The organism is Psychrobacter sp. FME5 (assembly GCF_014861375.1).
Lineage (GTDB): Bacteria > Pseudomonadota > Gammaproteobacteria > Pseudomonadales > Moraxellaceae > Psychrobacter.
In genome coordinates this window covers 1-16,211 of sequence record NZ_RRYX01000013.1, presented here as the reverse complement: position 1 = coordinate 16,211, position 16,211 = coordinate 1, and the positions used below count along the sequence as shown (strand labels likewise).

The following is a 16,211-nucleotide window of genomic DNA, read 5'->3' as shown; positions in this document are numbered from 1 at the left end:
CTCTCACTATTTTAAATGATGTTTAAGATTCAGGATGATTATACGCAGATAATTGATTCCATAATGCCACCGCTTGCTGCATCATAGCCACATTATGCGTACGAATGATACTTGCTCCTTGCTGTAGCGCAAAAATGCCAGCCGTCGTGCCTACCGCATCACGATCTAACGCTTGAGTCGTTGCAACCGCTGTAACCCTGCTCTTGCTTAACACTTCCGCTAAAAAACGCTTGCGTGAAATACCAAACATGATTGGTAACCCAAGTGCTTTTAAACTTTCAAGCTGGCTTAATAGTGCGCAATGATGCTCATAGTTTTTAGCAAAGCCAAAGCCTGGGTCAATAATGATGTTTTCACGCTTAACACCAAGGCTCATTACTTCATCAATGCGCATTGACAACTCGGTACTCACGTCGCTTATTATATCGTCATATTGTGCCAGATTATTCATCGTCGTTGGCTCACCGCGCATATGCATCAGCATCACAGGTATATCAAGCTCAGCTGCTAGTGCCGCTGCACCCTCGCGTTTCAGCGCTCGTACATCATTCCAAATATCAGCACCTGAATCAAAACTTGCCTGCATCACCGCTGGGTTACTGGTGTCAATGGACAGCCAAATCTCATCTCCGCAGTGCTGCCTAATCGCTTGAACAACTGGCACGACACGCTGTACCTCATCGCTAGTGGCTACTACATCTGCATTGGGACGAGTAGATTCGCCGCCAATATCGATGATTGTAGCGCCCTCCTTTATCATTTTCTGACAATGAGCAACGGCCTTGTCTACCCCATTGAACTGCCCGCCGTCTGAAAACGAATCTGGCGTGACATTGAGAATACCCATAACATGAGGTTGTGATAAATCTAAGGTTTTATCACGACTCGATATTTTTTGTTGGGGTAAAAGCTGGAATAAGGACATAAATAATCCATTTATTATAATACCATTCACAAAAATTAGAGTAGCAAGGAAAACGAGTGCAAGTGCTATGCACTGTAGACTAAACGAGTTTGACACGGCTAATCGTAATTCTTGGGTTTGGCATAAGAAACATTCTAATGATTGCTATAGTCAGTGAGAAGTAATATCGCTACATCACGTACTGCAGGTACCGTTTCTTCTTGCTTGCTGTGCCTACGCAGACAGAGGCTGCAAAAAAACTATACCCGCAGTATCGTAGCGTTTTTAAAGTATTTTAACTATAGCTGTGCTTATGATACCAGTAAATCTTATTCTGTCCTAAAGCGTTCATAGAATGATAGCCACAAAAAAGCCCTTTATCAAAAAGGGCTTTTTTTATTGAAGGTTAATCAATTAACAACTACATCGCTGGTAATGGTGGCGGTGTTGAATTCGTTGTGGTGATATCATTTTTTGCTAAGTTGACTTCGTTATGCTGATACACTTTTGGCGGACGTGGCTCTTCGCCTGCTAAAATATCCTGCAGCTGATCACGGTCAATGGTTTCCCATTTCATCAATGCATCAACCATGGCATGCACTTTTTCTTGGTTGCCTTCGATCAACTCACGGGCGATATCATATTGCTCTTCTAGCATACGGCGAACTTCTTCATCGACCTTTTGCTGAGTCGCTTCTGAAATAGTGCGGCTACCGCCAAAGTAACCTTGTGAGCTATCATCGTCTTCGTAGACCATGATGCCAAGCGCGTCGGACATACCATATTTGGTCACCATAGCGCGTGCCATCTTAGTCGCTCGTTCAAAATCGTTAGAAGCACCCGTCGACATTTGATTAATAAAGACTTCTTCAGCGATACGTCCACCAAATAAGATGGCGAGATCACTCAGCATTTTCGACTTATACATGCTGGTTTGATCGTGCTCCGGCAACTGCCACGTCACCCCGAGGGCAAATCCGCGCGGCATAATCGTCACTTTATGCACCGGATCGGTACCCGGTAGCAGTTCAGCAACTAACGCATGGCCAGATTCATGGTAAGCAGTAGCACGGCGTTCTTCTTCACGTATCACCATTGATTTACGTTCAGGTCCCATGTATAGCTTATCTTTCGCGTCCTCGAAGTCATTCATATCGACGCTTTTCTTGTTACGGCGTGCGGCAAATAGCGCCGCTTCGTTGACAAGGTTGGCCAATTGCGCACCTGTGAATCCAGGAGTGCCACGAGCAAGTGAATGAGCATCGACACTCGTTGTATTCGGTAGTTTTTTCAAATGCACTTTTAGAATTTGCTCACGACCTTTGATGTCTGGCAAGCCCACTTGTACCTGACGGTCAAAACGACCAGGGCGCAGCAGGGCTTTATCAAGAACATCGGCGCGGTTAGTAGCAGCAATGACGATGACGCCTTCATTACCTTCAAAACCATCCATCTCGACTAATAATTGGTTAAGCGTTTGCTCGCGTTCATCATTACCGCCGCCCGTACCTGAGCCACGATGGCGACCGACCGCATCAATCTCATCGATAAAGATGATACAAGGAGCGCTTTTCTTCGCTTGCTCGAACATATCACGTACCCGTGAGGCACCGACACCCACGAACATTTCAACAAAATCAGAACCTGAAATTGAAAAGAAAGGCACTTTTGCTTCGCCAGCAATGGCTCTTGCCAATAGCGTTTTACCCGTACCTGGTGGACCTACCATCAAAATACCACGTGGAATCGTCGCACCCAGTTTGGTAAATTTATCAGGATCACGTAAGAACTCGACCACTTCAACGACTTCTTCTTTGGCCTCTTCACAGCCAGCAACGTCTTCAAAGTTGACCTTGATTTGGTCTTCAGTCAGCATTTTGGCCTTTGATTTACCAAAGCTCATAGGGCCGCCGCCTTTACCGCCAGCGCCGCCTTGCATGTTACGCATAAAGAATAAAAACAGACCAATAATCAATAGAATTGGGAAACTGGCTATTAGTAACTGCATCAAGACGCTTTGACGCTTCGGCGCTGTTCCTTGAACTTCGACTTGGTTCTCACGCAGCATTGGCATCAGCTCGTCATCTGACACAGCTGGTCTAATGGTCTCAAAAGATGAGCCATTTTTCTTTTCGCCGGTGATCTGCTCGCCATCGATCTCGACACTGGCTACTTGATTTTCTGACACCGCGGTCACAAACTCAGAGTAGTTAAGGTTATCCGGCTCAGATGATTGGTCAAAGCCGCTAAACACCAGCACCAAAACGCCGATTACCACCAGCCACAATAAGGTATTTTTTACCATGTCGCTCACTAGTTATTCCCATCCCTTACTTATTGGTGTGTCAACTTGACACGTGACGTCTATAAACGTATTGCTCATTTTTGATAAACACATCGATATCGAAAACTTGCGATTCAAGCCTATGCTTTTCAAATGTCGCATGAGGACTGTTTTTAACTTTTAACAAGTCATGGATATCAAGAGTCTATCTTAGGTGAGCCTATCAAGCGCTTACTATCAGACGACTTTGTCTAAAAAATATGTTTAAAACAAAGTTAATATACCATGATATGTGGTGTTACCCTGCATAATTCAAGCCGATTTCACTATTATTCAGTTAACGATTGTAGCGGATTTAATACGCCGATAAACACCGTTTATAGTGACGTATTAAACCCGCTACAATGACAACAACTTATTGAAATGATGATTATTTAATCGCAATCCAAAACATCTCTTTTGAGCGCGGTCGTGAAGCACCAGGTTTAATACTACGGATTTTACTAAAATCATGCTGCATTTGCTTGCGTAATTCTTGTGTACCTTCGCCCTGAAACACTTTCATAATAAGCGCGCCACCTTCTGGTAAGGTGGCCAAAGCAAAGTCTACTGCCAGCTCGCATAAATACATCATGCGTGGTTGATCGATGGCACTATTGCCAGCAGTATTGGGCGCCATATCAGACAACACCACATTGACCTGTCTATCGCCCACCTCCGCCATGATAGCATCGAATGCTTCCGCTTCACGAAAGTCGCCCTGAATAAAAGTAACGTCAGGCAAGGTGTCCATAGGTAAGATATCAGAGGCTATTAGAATGCCTTTTTCACCTACCAGCTGGCCAGCTACTTGTGACCAACTACCGGGCGCACTGCCTAAATCTACAACCGTCATGCCTTTTTTAATAAGATTGGTTTTTTCATTAATCTCAAGTAACTTATAAGCAGCACGGGCACGATAGCCGTCTTTTTGAGCCTTTTGCACATAATGATCGTCAATATGCTCTTTCATCCAAGCACTACTACTCTTTGACAGTTTTTTGTTTTCGATACGCGTGGCCAAAATACCTGCTCCTATTGCTTTGCAAAACATTAATATAGTGGGTTCACTTTAAAAACGAGACAGTACTATTGGCTATACATACTGCCGAAGCAGCCAAAATATTTATAAAGCACTTTTGAGATGAGCCGAACTCATTCGGATATACTATCAATCAGGCTTTTTATTCATTCGCAGTAGCAGACTGGCTAAATTCTATTGGTTAAAACACTGATTTATCAGACAGTAGCGTTTATAATGTGACCAAATATTCAGTTTAACATTTTCATCACGTAAAATCGTGCAAAATCCTGCTGATCTTATGCAAGATGACCATAGATTATTTATAATGGTCATTAACTACGCTTAATAGCACTATCATTTATTTTTACCCACACTTAGGAATTCTATGGAACTCGATAACGCTACAATTAAACGCCTAAGAGGCATTGGCCACGATCTTAAACCTATCGTTATGATTGGTAATAAAGGTATCACGCCGACCATTACTGAAGAGATTGATCGCGCTTTATCAGATCATGAACTTATTAAAATTAAATTGCCTGCTGGCACCAAAGAAGAACGTGAAGTCATCGGTGCTGAACTTGCTGCGGCTGCTAATGCTTCTTTGGTTCATACTATTGGTCGTATGGCGCTTTTGCTACGTAAAAATCCGAATGCCAATCCTAAGTTGTCAAATCTTGCACGTAATGCGTAATCGTTGATGTAAGAACAAATATATGGTGTTGATTTACTTTATAGAGGCTAATCAATACAGTAAATGATAAAAGCCGCGATGCAACTTTGCTCGCGGCTTTTATGTTATCTAGGCTTAAATAATTGCTATGATTCAATATTTAATATCATGCGTTATCTATCGCAAATATGACTTTTTAAGATATAAATTACTTTTGGGGCGCGCACGCTATGAGCCAATTTTTTGATTTATGCCTAGCAAACGAAACGCTAGCAAATGATGCATACCAACTCGGTGTTGCTATAGAAGATTTACAACGGATTCAGGTACAGATAAGCGCAACCCTTATACAGCAGCCAAAAGCTTATTTACAACTGCAGTATCACGTGACCCTGCCGCTTGAATCCTTGGCTGCTCAATTAGATTGGACGGCATGGCAAGCAGAGCAAGTAGGGTTTTTTGATTATTTATGGGAAGAGACCTGCCTTGAATGTTTTATCACTGGTCGTTCTGTCGGTGATTATGAAGCTTTTGACACTGACAATACAGCGTCTTATATTGAAATCAATGCCAATCCAGATGGCCGCTATGCACTTTATCAATTTCAGCGTTATCGAAACCCTGCAACGCTGCCGCCCAATCCCCTTTTGCATGCAGATAAACAGACTTATGCCTCTATTGATTGGCTTGAAAGCTCCAAGCTCCCCTTAGCGTTAACGAAACCTACCTCTGCTATAGCCTATCATTATGAGCGCAGTTTTCGGGTGCCATTGAAGCAACTACGCCCTTCTAACGCTAACTCCAAGCCGCAATACGCTATTAATAGTACTATTATTGAGTATATACATCCATGCGTCATTTTATGGTTTGGAGCGACTGCGCTATATTTTGCTCCCAAACATGCTTCTCCGCCTGATTTTCACGATCAGCGCTACTGGTCGAGATTTATACCTTAGCTATTCAAGATAACTCAAGCCAATAAAAAAACCTTCACCCTTCTTAAACCTCAGCATTTAAAAACACAAAAAAAACCAGCAATGTCGTAAAGAGCATTACTGGGTTTGGAGAAAAGGGTTCGCTTAAGCTGAGCTCAATATTACTTATCAGCCATCGCTAGGTAGATACCACTGTTTGATGCATCATCAACATATTGTGAATCACGCCACGTTGTATAGTTATGATGACCGCCATATGGACTGATGCTGTTTTGACGGAAGTCAGATACCCAACCATTACCATCAAATATCTGAATATGACCATGTGGTCGTCTAGATGTACGATCATAGACTACGACATCACCCACTTGAGGCTGCATATCATTACTGATTTTGGTAAAGCCTGCATTGGCAAGCGTACCACGAGAGGCGTACTGATAGGCTGAAGGATTAGGCGTAAACTCATAACCAGCTGATTGTAATGCTTTACGCACATAGCGAGCGCAGTAGCCTGAGCTTCTAGATAATGCCACACGTGATGCGCGTGATGCTGCGATAGCAGGGGCAGAGTTACTATCAGGGACACGACTTGCTTGCTGCTGGCGCTGTTCGTAAGACAAACGGCTGGTCAATGAGGCAAGCTGATATTCTTTTTGCTTAGCATGAGCACTTAAGTTATCAATCGCTTGACTGATCTCATCGTTACTATATACATGTGCACCATTATTAGTGCTATAGATATTGCGACTAGAACCGTAGTTCGCAGAAGTAGAGATATTTGTGATGGTATGACTCAAGGTATTATTTGATTGAAAGGTCGTTTCGGCAGCACCACTCGTCTGTGCTACACCCATTCCCAATACTGACAAAATTAATAAAGCTTGTTTCATAAATTTACTACCTATTGTGAATACAGGATTGCTCGTCATCCGTGACAAAGCATGAATTAATTTAGCGGATATAGTCATGAAATAAACATGATAAAATCCTTGTTACAACAGCGCGCTGTTTATAATAAACATCGATTCTGTCACCTATTAGATGAGTTATTACGATGTCAAAAAAACAACCTAACCGACTTGCCCAGCTTATCGACCATCAAGCTTTTGCTGGTAGTGCGCTACCTCAAACTCTTGCTGACAATATGCGTTTATATATACAAGCAACCACTGAAGTAAAAACCCTTTTGGTAGATTGTCTACCTGAGGAAATCCTCAATAGCTGCTGGGTCGTGGGCTTAACTACTGAGCAATTGATACTCAGTGTTGGCTCGATGACCGCTGCCAACCATATTCGCTATTTACAAAGCGCTTACTTGCAAGTGTTAACAGAGCAGTCAATTACATTTAAACAACTCAAGCAAATTCGCGTCGTAGTAGCTAAGACATCTGCCAATAATCATTATTCTAAATCATCATCAGCTTCTTCAGTGCCCATTTCAAAACCTGGTAAAGCCAATGGAAATCAGGCTCTTAGCCAAAACACAAAGCGGACTATATCACAGGCCGCAGACCATGTCACCACTGATGAAAACCTCAAAAAAGCACTTTTGCGCTTGGTAAATCACTAAAAAACGGTGTGCCCAAACGTAAAGTTATGTAAATAAAATCGTAAAATGAGGGTAGTAACACAGCAAGTTTGTAATGACGCGAACAAAAAAAATCATCTGTTGGTGACTTTCAAAATGTGAAAGTCACCAACAGATGATTTAGAAATTATCCACAGCTTTTATGGTCTCTACCCTAGAGCAGAATTGTTAAAGTAATCTAAACAATATATCCAAATATCAGCATATTATATGAGTGTAACTAGAGCCTAACTATGTAATATTGCGTAAATGTTTCGATACTTCGTGTATATTCCTGTATTCATCCTTCAACCGTCAGGCCGCTCAAAGGGAAATACTCGATAGGACAAGTTACATTGTCATCAAATGTTACAATTTCAAAGTTATCATGGTCAGATAATATCTCACGTACCAATAAATTATTTAACGCGTGACCAGATTTATAAGCATTAAAACGACCCAAAATTGGATAACCAATCAGATATAAATCTCCTAAAGCATCCAAAATCTTATGACGGACAAACTCATCATTGAATCGTAAACCGCCTTCATTAAGCACACTGGCCTCATCAATGACGATAGCATTGTCCATGCTGCCACCCAAAGCCAAGTTGTTCTGACGTAACGCTTCGATATCGCGTAAAAAGCCAAAAGTACGTGCTGAACTCAATTGTTCGATGAAGTTTTGTGTCGAAAACTGTAGCTGTGCGTGCTGAAAGTCTTTATCAATGGCAGGGTGATCAAAATCAATCTCAAAGTTTAACTCAAACCCCTGATAAGGACGTAGTTCTGCCCATTTATCATCGACCTTGACGCGTACAGGCCGCACAATCTTAATAAACTTCTTTAGGGCATCCTGTTCACAGAAACCCGCATCAAGTAACAACCCAACAAAAGGTGCAGCACTACCATCCATAATCGGTATCTCAGACGCCGAAACACGAATCAACAGGTTGTCTACCCCTAAGCCAGCAATCGCACTGAGCAGATGCTCAACCGTACCGACACGTGTGCCGCCAAATACGAGATTGGATGACATCATGGTATCTTGTACCAAAAATGCACTCGCTGGAATCGGTTGGCTGCCTTCAATATCGGAACGCTCGAAAACAATGCCGGTATCAATTGGTTGCGGATGAAACTCTAAGTCAACAGGCTGACCACTGTGGAGACCAGTACCCGTAACGGCTATCGCAGTTTTTATGGTTCTTTGGTTCATGACTGTCTTCTCACATATTTTGTTACAATTGCCATAGTGTATCATTACACACCCCCAGTTCGCCACAATTAAAAACGGCTAATTTTCTTATCTCCTTGATTGATAACACTTATCGTCGATATTTTATTGATTATTCCTTTCTCTAAACCACTTATTAAAAATTCTATAAATAGTCACAAACCCATCAGTTGTTATGAAAATAAAGCCTCATTCATTCGTCTACCTCATCAATTTTTGATATATAGTTAAAATACTTTAAAAACGCTACGATACTGCGGGTATAGTTTTTTTGCAGCCTCTGTCTGCGTAGGCACAGCAAGCAAGAAAAAACGGTACCTGCAGTACGTGATGTAGCGATATTACTTCTCACTGACTATAAATACTTCTCTCTGGGCAAATAACGCTAATTTATAAGCACAAAAAAGCCAGCAATTGATGCTGGCTTTCCTTAATTTCAAATATTTAAAACACTCAGAGCATCTCAAACAGTCAAGACGCCTATCTATTTTGTTGACGCTTCAAATAGTCCTGAATACTATTTGTTTTGGTTTTAGGCTGCTCTTGTGGCGCATTTGAGCGCGCTGCAGTATCCTGATACATTTGCGCTTGAGATTGTTTTTGACTGTTTAAAGCACTGGTATGTAAGTTTGGATCGACAGGCTGTGTGCTGTTAACAGAAGGAACTGGCGTCTCTACTACTTCAGCCTCTTCGCCAGCGTGCTCATCTAGAGTCAGACCTGTTGCAATGACGGTTACATGCAAGTCATCACCCATTTTTTCATCAATGACAGAACCATAGAAAATGTGCGCATCATCGATATCGGTAATTTCTTCGACTATCGTACTAATTTTGCTCATTTCATCTAATGATAAAGATTCAGAAGAAATCACGTTGACCAGTAAGCCTTTGGCATTCTCTAAACGTAAATCATCCAAGAGTGGAGATCTAATGGCTTTTTCGGTCGCTTGACGCGCACGATCATCACCACTGGCACGGCCAATACCCATCATCGCATGACCTTTGGCGGTCATAGCGGTACGAATATCGTTAAAGTCAATATTGATCATACCTTCACTGGCGATGGTTTCAGCAATACCTTGAACAGCGTGTAGTAAAACATCATCGGCCTTTTTAAAGGCATCTTGCATAGAGATATTGCCGTAGACACTCATCAGCTTGTCATTTGGAATGGTGATGATAGAGTCAACGAAGTTGGTTAGTTGCTCAATGCCCGCTTTGGCAGCTTTGATACGTTTACCGCCTTCAAATTTGAAGGGTGTGGTCACGACAGCCACGGTCAATACTTCCATTTCTTTAGCAATACGCGCAACCACTGGTGCTGCACCCGTACCCGTACCACCACCCATACCAGCGGTAATAAATACCATATCTGAGTGTTCGAGTAGTTGGCGGATGGCTTCTTCTTCACTTTCTGCCGCTTCACGCCCCACTTCTGGGTTTGCACCCGCGCCTAGGCCGCGGTTTGTTTTTGCGCCAAGTTGTAATTTATGAGGGGCCGTCAGACGATCGAGCGCTTGTTTGTCCGTGTTTGCACAGACAAATGTTACACCTCTAATCCCTTGTTGTACCATATGCTCAACCGCATTACCGCCGCCGCCGCCAACACCGAATACAGTGAAGCTCGCTTGGCCATTATTTTGAAGCTGGTTATCATCTGGCATGGTGTATTTTGACATAAAAAAGATTCTCCAGTTGCAGATAGCGTGATGATTGATACGTGGTAACGCACTCATATGGCGCACTATCGACATACTATATATAAATGTATTTAAATAAAACAGGGCTATGGCTTAAATAGTTTATGTGCAGACAACAATAGGTCATCATCACACAGGGCATTGCTTTTTACGTGACTTTATTTTAAGTGGCTTGAGCTCACTTAACTGTATTTTTTCTTAAATAGTTTAAGGGCCTTTTATTAAGCACGCTAGGTTCTAGGCACTCTAGAAAGCAAACCTATAATATCTTTTTTAGCACACTAGCAAAACGTTGCCCTGCGCTTTGAAAAACGCCTGTCACTCGGTTCTTTTGAATCGCTTCAGGCTCACTTTTTTCACTTCGGCGGAACTGCTCGCTTTGACTATATAGTAATGTACCAAATGCGGTTTGATAAGCACGATCATTGACCTGAATATTCAGTTGCTTAAATGACTCATCATTATCGAAATGGTTATATGCACTAATAGCAGGATGTGTATTGGTGAGCACTACTGGCATTTTAAGCAGTTTTTTGGTGAAGGGTATCATACCTTTTATCACACTACCGCCACCAGTCAGTACGATGCCTTTATCAATATAACTGATTAAATCTGCTTCATGTAATTGACGAGCCACTTCGGTAAAGATTTGGATGTAGCGAGCCTCAATAATACGGGCTAGATTATAAATACCGACATTAATTTCATCTCCTGAGCCTTGTGGCTTAAAGATAAAAAACGAGCTGGGATCGACACTATTGACATCAACAGTACCATGAGTCTTTTTGAGTTTTTCAGCTTCGATCATTGAAATTCCAAAATCTGCTGAAATATCCATGGTGACTTCATGACTACCCGTTGCAATACAATGGGTAAAGATCAGTTTATTTTCCTTATAAACACAGATACTCGTCGTACTAGCACCGATGTCTACCAAACAAACACCTTGCTGACGCTCATCGCTCATTAGACTATATTCAGCACTGGTCACCGCATCGAATACGATATGATCGATACCCACATCACAGCTTTGCAATAGCTTTTGGATGTTCTGACGGCTAGCGACAGGCAGCATCATCATATGATACATCACGGTGATATTGTGCGCCATTGTTTCAATGGCATCGTCGACCATAAAGTCTTGTTCATCAACATAAATGCCCTGCTGACAGCAATGCATTAAGTAGTAATCTGATGAAAGGTCGCGTGACTTGGCATTGGACAAAGCCTGCACCATATCTTTGGCACGTACAACATCATCTTCTACTCGTACTTCGCCGGCGCTGTTCTTACTAGATAGTTCAGGCGTTGCTAAGGTCAGCCACACACTATGCACACGGCAATTGGCTATATCTTCTGCTTCTTGAATAGCTTGTTTGATAGCGCCTTGCAAACGTTCACGATGCTTTATTTGACCTTGATAAAAATCGCTGTTTTTGACTTGCCCTACACCTAGAATACGAATGTCTTTTGCAGAGACAACATTGCCAATGACGACATACACTGCCGTGGCACTTAAATGGACAACAACCAGATTTTCAGTATTTTTCATGTTACCAGACAAATTATCGCTAAACGGAAGACCAAGTGATCGCCCATTAAATCATTAAAAAAAGCGCTATCAAGACGCGATGAAATATTATATTCATTATTTATACTATAAAAGCAGTCAAGTTAAAACTTTAAATGCTCATTAGTTTTTAAAACCATTATCTATAAATCTATCTATGGCTACTGTGCTTCGCCATTTTGGGGTTGGGACATATCCCAAGCGATAGTAAAACCGTTCTTATAACGCAAATCTACCGACTGTATCTCATCTCGGCGTTCCTTTAACTGATTGCCGAGCAGCTGACTTAAATTCAGCAGCTTTTGCGCAGTATCTTCATTATCAACGATGACACGTAACCCACTATCAAAGCGAATCAACCATGTCATTCTGGGTGATAAAATAATATCTGCAACTTGTATACCAAGTGGCGCATACCAATCATTGACTTGCTGCATCTGCTGCATAATGACCGGCGCTTGTGTTATCTCACCTTGCAAGGTAGCAAAGCGTTCTTGCGTTAAATCTCTACTATCAGCAGGCACAAAAACTGCCCCTTTTGCATCGACCAAACGCTCTGTACCAAAATTGGCGACTGCTTGTTTGGGCAAGGCAGTAACCACGATGCCGCGTTGCCAGTCACGCGAGATACTCACTTGGTCAACCCAAGCCAAACCCGTCGTAATGTCTCTTAGTGCTTGCAGATCAGAGGTAAAAAAACTGCTAATTTTTCGTTGATTCATAACCTGTTGCAATGAGCTGTATTGCGCAACCGTCAAACCTTGGTTGTTGACATGAATAGCAGCAGGAGGGGCATCACGTAACGCTTTTCCACCCATTATCAATATTAGCACTAGCAAACCTAATACCAACACCATAAATAGATACTTAACCGATGTTGGTACTTGGAACTTAGATATTGGCCGACTACCTTTATCACTCATCAAGTCAGTTACCCCGTTGACAGTTTGAGCCATGACGACCTATGTCCCTATATTTGCATAAAACTGTTCATGCTATTTATGGATATGAACCTGCATATTTTCTTGCAGAACTTTATGGATTTGATAGGTTATAAATTAATAGTGGGTTATACCTATAAAAACTATAAACCTCACTAAAACAGACCTATACTTACAATATTAACGTATTTTATGGTTAAACAATAGCCTAACCCCTACTAGTGACAACGAATTTACACAAGTTTACATGATGCTGTGCTATAGCAGCTCTAGCGATACATTAGCTGGTATTTATTTAACAAAACTCGTTCTCTATAAATACCCTTTTTATTATAAATACCGTGATAAACACTATTGGAAAATAGCGAAATCACGGTTGCGCTGCGGTATTAGACGTAAATATAACTACTATAACTACCGTTCAAATGATAATTAAACGGTCTGCGCTAATATATGCCAGCATAGCGTATCAAAATCCATACCTCGAGCCTTGGCAGCCACCGGCACCAAGCTATGACTGGTCATCCCTGGTACGGTGTTAATTTCGAGTAACCAAAAGTTGCCCGCTTCGTCTTGCATGGCATCAACACGTCCCCAGCCTTTAGCATCAACCGCACGAAAAGCGGCCAGACTTAATGCTTGTAGATGCTTCTCATCATTGGCATTTAGACCGCACGGAATATAATAACTGGTGTCGTTACGGTTATACTTGGCTTCAAAGTCGTAGAAGTTAGTGATATCGGCAGGCTCCAGACGAATGACCGGATAGGCCTCGTCGTCGACAATAGCAATGGTAAATTCGCGACCCGTTATCCAGCGCTCGGCCATTACTGCATCGCCGCACTGCACTGCTGTGGCATAGGCAGCCGGCAGCTCATCAAGATGATTTACCTTAGTCATGCCAATGCTGGACCCTTCGTGAACAGGCTTGATGATAAGCGGCAGTCCTAGCATATTGACTACTTGCTGCCAGTCGGTATCCGCAGTGAGCAATGAAAATGGCGCGGTCGATAAGCCGCATCCTTGCCATAACTGTTTGGTACGAACTTTGTCCATGCCCAGCGCAGATGCCAAAATACCTGAACCCGTCTGCGGAATATCAAGCCATTGCAGCACGCCTTGTAACAAACCATCCTCGCCGCCGCGACCATGTAACACATTAAAGACGCGGTCATACTCGCGTATTTCAATAATATCTTGGTGCTTAGGGTCAAAGTGAGTCGCGTCGACGCCTTGATTTTGCAGCGCCTGCAATACTGCTGCCCCACTGTCTAAAGAGACGCTACGCTCATTACTGCTACCGCCATAGACCACGGCCACCTTACCAAAATCACTAGCATCTGTTACTTTACTGGTCATAGTGCCTAAAGCTTCTTTGTGAGTCGCCTTGTCATTTTCAACCGTTTCATTCGCCACATTATCCTGTTCTATTTGTGCAGCAGCCGCTAGAGCTGGCTCTGGATTGACAATTACAGACTTATCTTCAGCGTCATCGGTAGCATTAATACTATTATGGTTGTTTACGTTTTCTTGATTGTGATTCGTCGACATAGCGCTCGTTCCTAATAAAGATCATTCCTAAAATTCTTTCTAAATTATTCAATATAAAACCGATATAAAAGCTATTTGATATAAAGATTATTTGCGGCCAAATCGACAGCAATCTGCCCTATATTACCAGCACCTTGAGTGATAAGCATGTCATTGGCTTTTAATAAGCGCTGCATCACGGGTGCGAGATTGTCTTTATCAATAATCGTCGGTTCAACGGCACCGCGCAGGCGAATACTACGTGCTAATGACTTGGTATCAGCGCCTGCAATGGGACTTTCACCTGCTGAATATACCTCTAATAACAATAGCTCATCGACGCTTGAAAGCACTTCAACAAACTCATCGTAGCAGTCACGTGTGCGGCTATAACGATGCGGCTGAAATAACATTACTAAACGGCGATCGGGGAAGCTTTGACGGGCGGCTTTGATAGTAGCATCGACTTCTTTTGGATGATGACCATAATCATCGATAAGTAACACATTACCATCATCGATATCGACAGAGGCGTGTTGTTCAAAACGACGCCCAACGCCCTCAAATTTTTGTAAGGCACGCTTAATGGCTTCATCATCTACGCCTTCATCGGTCGCCATCGTGATGGCGGCAAGGGCATTATAAACATTGTGAGTACCAGGGATATTAAGGGTCAGATGTAGTGGCTCACGGTCACGGCGCAGTACGGTAAAGTGAGTTTTTGTGCCTTCGCTCACCAAATCAACAGCCTGTACATCGTTAAAAGGCTCAAGACCAAAGGTCAGTACTGGGCGACCAATATCATCAATCATCGCATATAATTCAGGATCATCACCACAAACCACTGCCAAACCATAAAACGGCATGTTTTGTAAAAACTGAATATAGGCCGCTTTTAACTTATCGAAGCTGTTTTCGTAAGTTTCCATATGGTCTTGATCGATGTTGGTCACAATCGCCGCCATCGGATGCAAGGATAAAAACGATGCATCAGATTCATCCGCTTCAGCCACCAAGAAACGACTGCTACCAAGCGCCGCATTTTTACCAGAAGCGTTTAATTTTCCGCCAATAACATAGGTAGGATCGAGCTGTCCTTCCGCCATCATAGTGGTCAATAAGCTGGTCGTTGTGGTCTTACCATGAGCGCCAGCAACGGCGATACCATGACGATAACGCATCAACTCGCCGAGCATATCAGCACGGCGTACCACGGGTAAACGCGCTTCGAGGGCTGCTTTTACTTCAGGGTTGCTACGATCAATCGCTGACGATACCACGATCACATCGGCATCGGCGATATTTTTGGAGTCATGACCGATAGCGATAGCGATACCAATTTGTGCTAAACGCTTAGTGATTAAACTCTCAGCAATATCAGAACCACTGACTTGATAACCCTGGTTTTTCATCACCTCTGCGATCCCACACATCCCCGAGCCACCAATACCAATAAAATGCAAATGCTGAATACGGCGCATCTCTGGTATTTCAATCAAACGCTTGGGTAGAGCTTTCGCAGAGGTAGACATAAGGGTTTCTCTTTATTAAATACTAGTAAAATTTAATGAATCTTAGATTAACACACCAAGTGCAACGCTAATTAATATTATAGAACGCCTGCATAGGCGTTTTAAACCCTAATCGTTTTCTTGGTCTGTTGTTTAGTTTATTCTCAATGTCCTGTATCTCATTATCAGAGACTTGTCTAAAGTCACAACCCTTAGGCAAGAACTCTCTGATTAAGCCGTTGGTATTCTCGTTGGTTCCTCGCTGCCATGACGCATAAGCATCGGCAAAGAAGAA

14 protein-coding genes are annotated in these 16,211 nt (G+C 42.6%); 3 read left to right on the top strand and 11 right to left on the bottom strand.

Annotated elements, in window-relative coordinates; genetic code table 11:
- Positions 1 to 22 precede the first annotated feature (22 nt).
- From folP to EI161_RS03475, 3 genes are all read right to left on the bottom strand, one after another.
- Positions 23 to 925 carry a dihydropteroate synthase gene (gene folP / locus EI161_RS03485; RefSeq protein WP_192523065.1) on the bottom strand — a complete coding sequence of 301 codons (903 nt, stop codon included), beginning with the start codon at positions 923 to 925 and terminating at the stop codon, positions 23 to 25.
- 400 nt (positions 926 to 1,325) lie between these two features.
- On the bottom strand, positions 1,326 to 3,218 hold the full coding sequence (ftsH, locus tag EI161_RS03480) for an ATP-dependent zinc metalloprotease FtsH (protein WP_318779286.1): 1,893 nt from the start codon (positions 3,216 to 3,218) through the stop codon (positions 1,326 to 1,328).
- A gap of 400 nt (positions 3,219 to 3,618) precedes the next feature.
- Positions 3,619 to 4,251, bottom strand: coding sequence for an RlmE family RNA methyltransferase (locus tag EI161_RS03475; protein WP_192523064.1), 633 nt, complete (start codon positions 4,249 to 4,251; stop codon positions 3,619 to 3,621).
- Between the two features lie 385 nt (positions 4,252 to 4,636).
- On the opposite strand from EI161_RS03475, the gene EI161_RS03470 reads away from it, so the two are divergent.
- Positions 4,637 to 4,945 (top strand): YhbY family RNA-binding protein, encoded by a 309-nt coding sequence (locus tag EI161_RS03470; RefSeq protein WP_192523063.1) that lies wholly within the window; start codon positions 4,637 to 4,639, stop codon positions 4,943 to 4,945.
- 209 nt (positions 4,946 to 5,154) lie between these two features.
- Positions 5,155 to 5,880, top strand: a complete 726-nt coding sequence (locus EI161_RS03465) for a hypothetical protein (RefSeq protein WP_192523062.1) — start codon at positions 5,155 to 5,157, stop codon at positions 5,878 to 5,880.
- A 140-nt stretch (positions 5,881 to 6,020) separates the two neighbouring features.
- On the opposite strand, the gene EI161_RS03460 is transcribed toward EI161_RS03465, so the two are convergent.
- Positions 6,021 to 6,749, bottom strand: a complete 729-nt coding sequence (locus tag EI161_RS03460) for a CHAP domain-containing protein (protein WP_192523061.1) — start codon at positions 6,747 to 6,749, stop codon at positions 6,021 to 6,023.
- Between the two features lie 164 nt (positions 6,750 to 6,913).
- Between EI161_RS03460 and EI161_RS03455 the strand changes: the two genes are divergently transcribed.
- Entirely contained in the window at positions 6,914 to 7,429 is a 516-nt protein-coding gene (locus tag EI161_RS03455; protein ID WP_192523060.1) for a hypothetical protein, read from the top strand.
- Positions 7,430 to 7,727: 298 nt separating this feature from the next.
- On the opposite strand, the gene lpxC is transcribed toward EI161_RS03455, so the two are convergent.
- From lpxC to EI161_RS03420, 7 genes are all read right to left on the bottom strand, one after another.
- On the bottom strand, positions 7,728 to 8,645 hold the full coding sequence (lpxC, locus tag EI161_RS03450; RefSeq protein ID WP_192523059.1) for a UDP-3-O-acyl-N-acetylglucosamine deacetylase: 918 nt from the start codon (positions 8,643 to 8,645) through the stop codon (positions 7,728 to 7,730).
- Between the two features lie 498 nt (positions 8,646 to 9,143).
- On the bottom strand, positions 9,144 to 10,343 hold the full coding sequence (gene ftsZ, locus EI161_RS03445; RefSeq protein ID WP_192523058.1) for a cell division protein FtsZ: 1,200 nt from the start codon (positions 10,341 to 10,343) through the stop codon (positions 9,144 to 9,146).
- Positions 10,344 to 10,623: 280 nt separating this feature from the next.
- Entirely contained in the window at positions 10,624 to 11,916 is a 1,293-nt protein-coding gene (gene ftsA, locus EI161_RS03440; RefSeq protein ID WP_192523057.1) for a cell division protein FtsA, read from the bottom strand.
- A 179-nt stretch (positions 11,917 to 12,095) separates the two neighbouring features.
- On the bottom strand, positions 12,096 to 12,890 hold the full coding sequence (locus EI161_RS03435; RefSeq protein WP_192523056.1) for a cell division protein FtsQ/DivIB: 795 nt from the start codon (positions 12,888 to 12,890) through the stop codon (positions 12,096 to 12,098).
- Positions 12,891 to 13,307: 417 nt separating this feature from the next.
- Positions 13,308 to 14,426, bottom strand: a complete 1,119-nt coding sequence (locus tag EI161_RS03430) for a D-alanine--D-alanine ligase (protein WP_318779285.1) — start codon at positions 14,424 to 14,426, stop codon at positions 13,308 to 13,310.
- A gap of 71 nt (positions 14,427 to 14,497) precedes the next feature.
- Positions 14,498 to 15,937 carry a UDP-N-acetylmuramate--L-alanine ligase gene (gene murC / locus EI161_RS03425; RefSeq protein ID WP_192523055.1) on the bottom strand — a complete coding sequence of 480 codons (1,440 nt, stop codon included), beginning with the start codon at positions 15,935 to 15,937 and terminating at the stop codon, positions 14,498 to 14,500.
- A 67-nt stretch (positions 15,938 to 16,004) separates the two neighbouring features.
- The coding region (locus tag EI161_RS03420) for an IS30 family transposase (RefSeq protein ID WP_192529002.1) at positions 16,005 to 16,211 on the bottom strand (207 nt) is incomplete at its 5' end.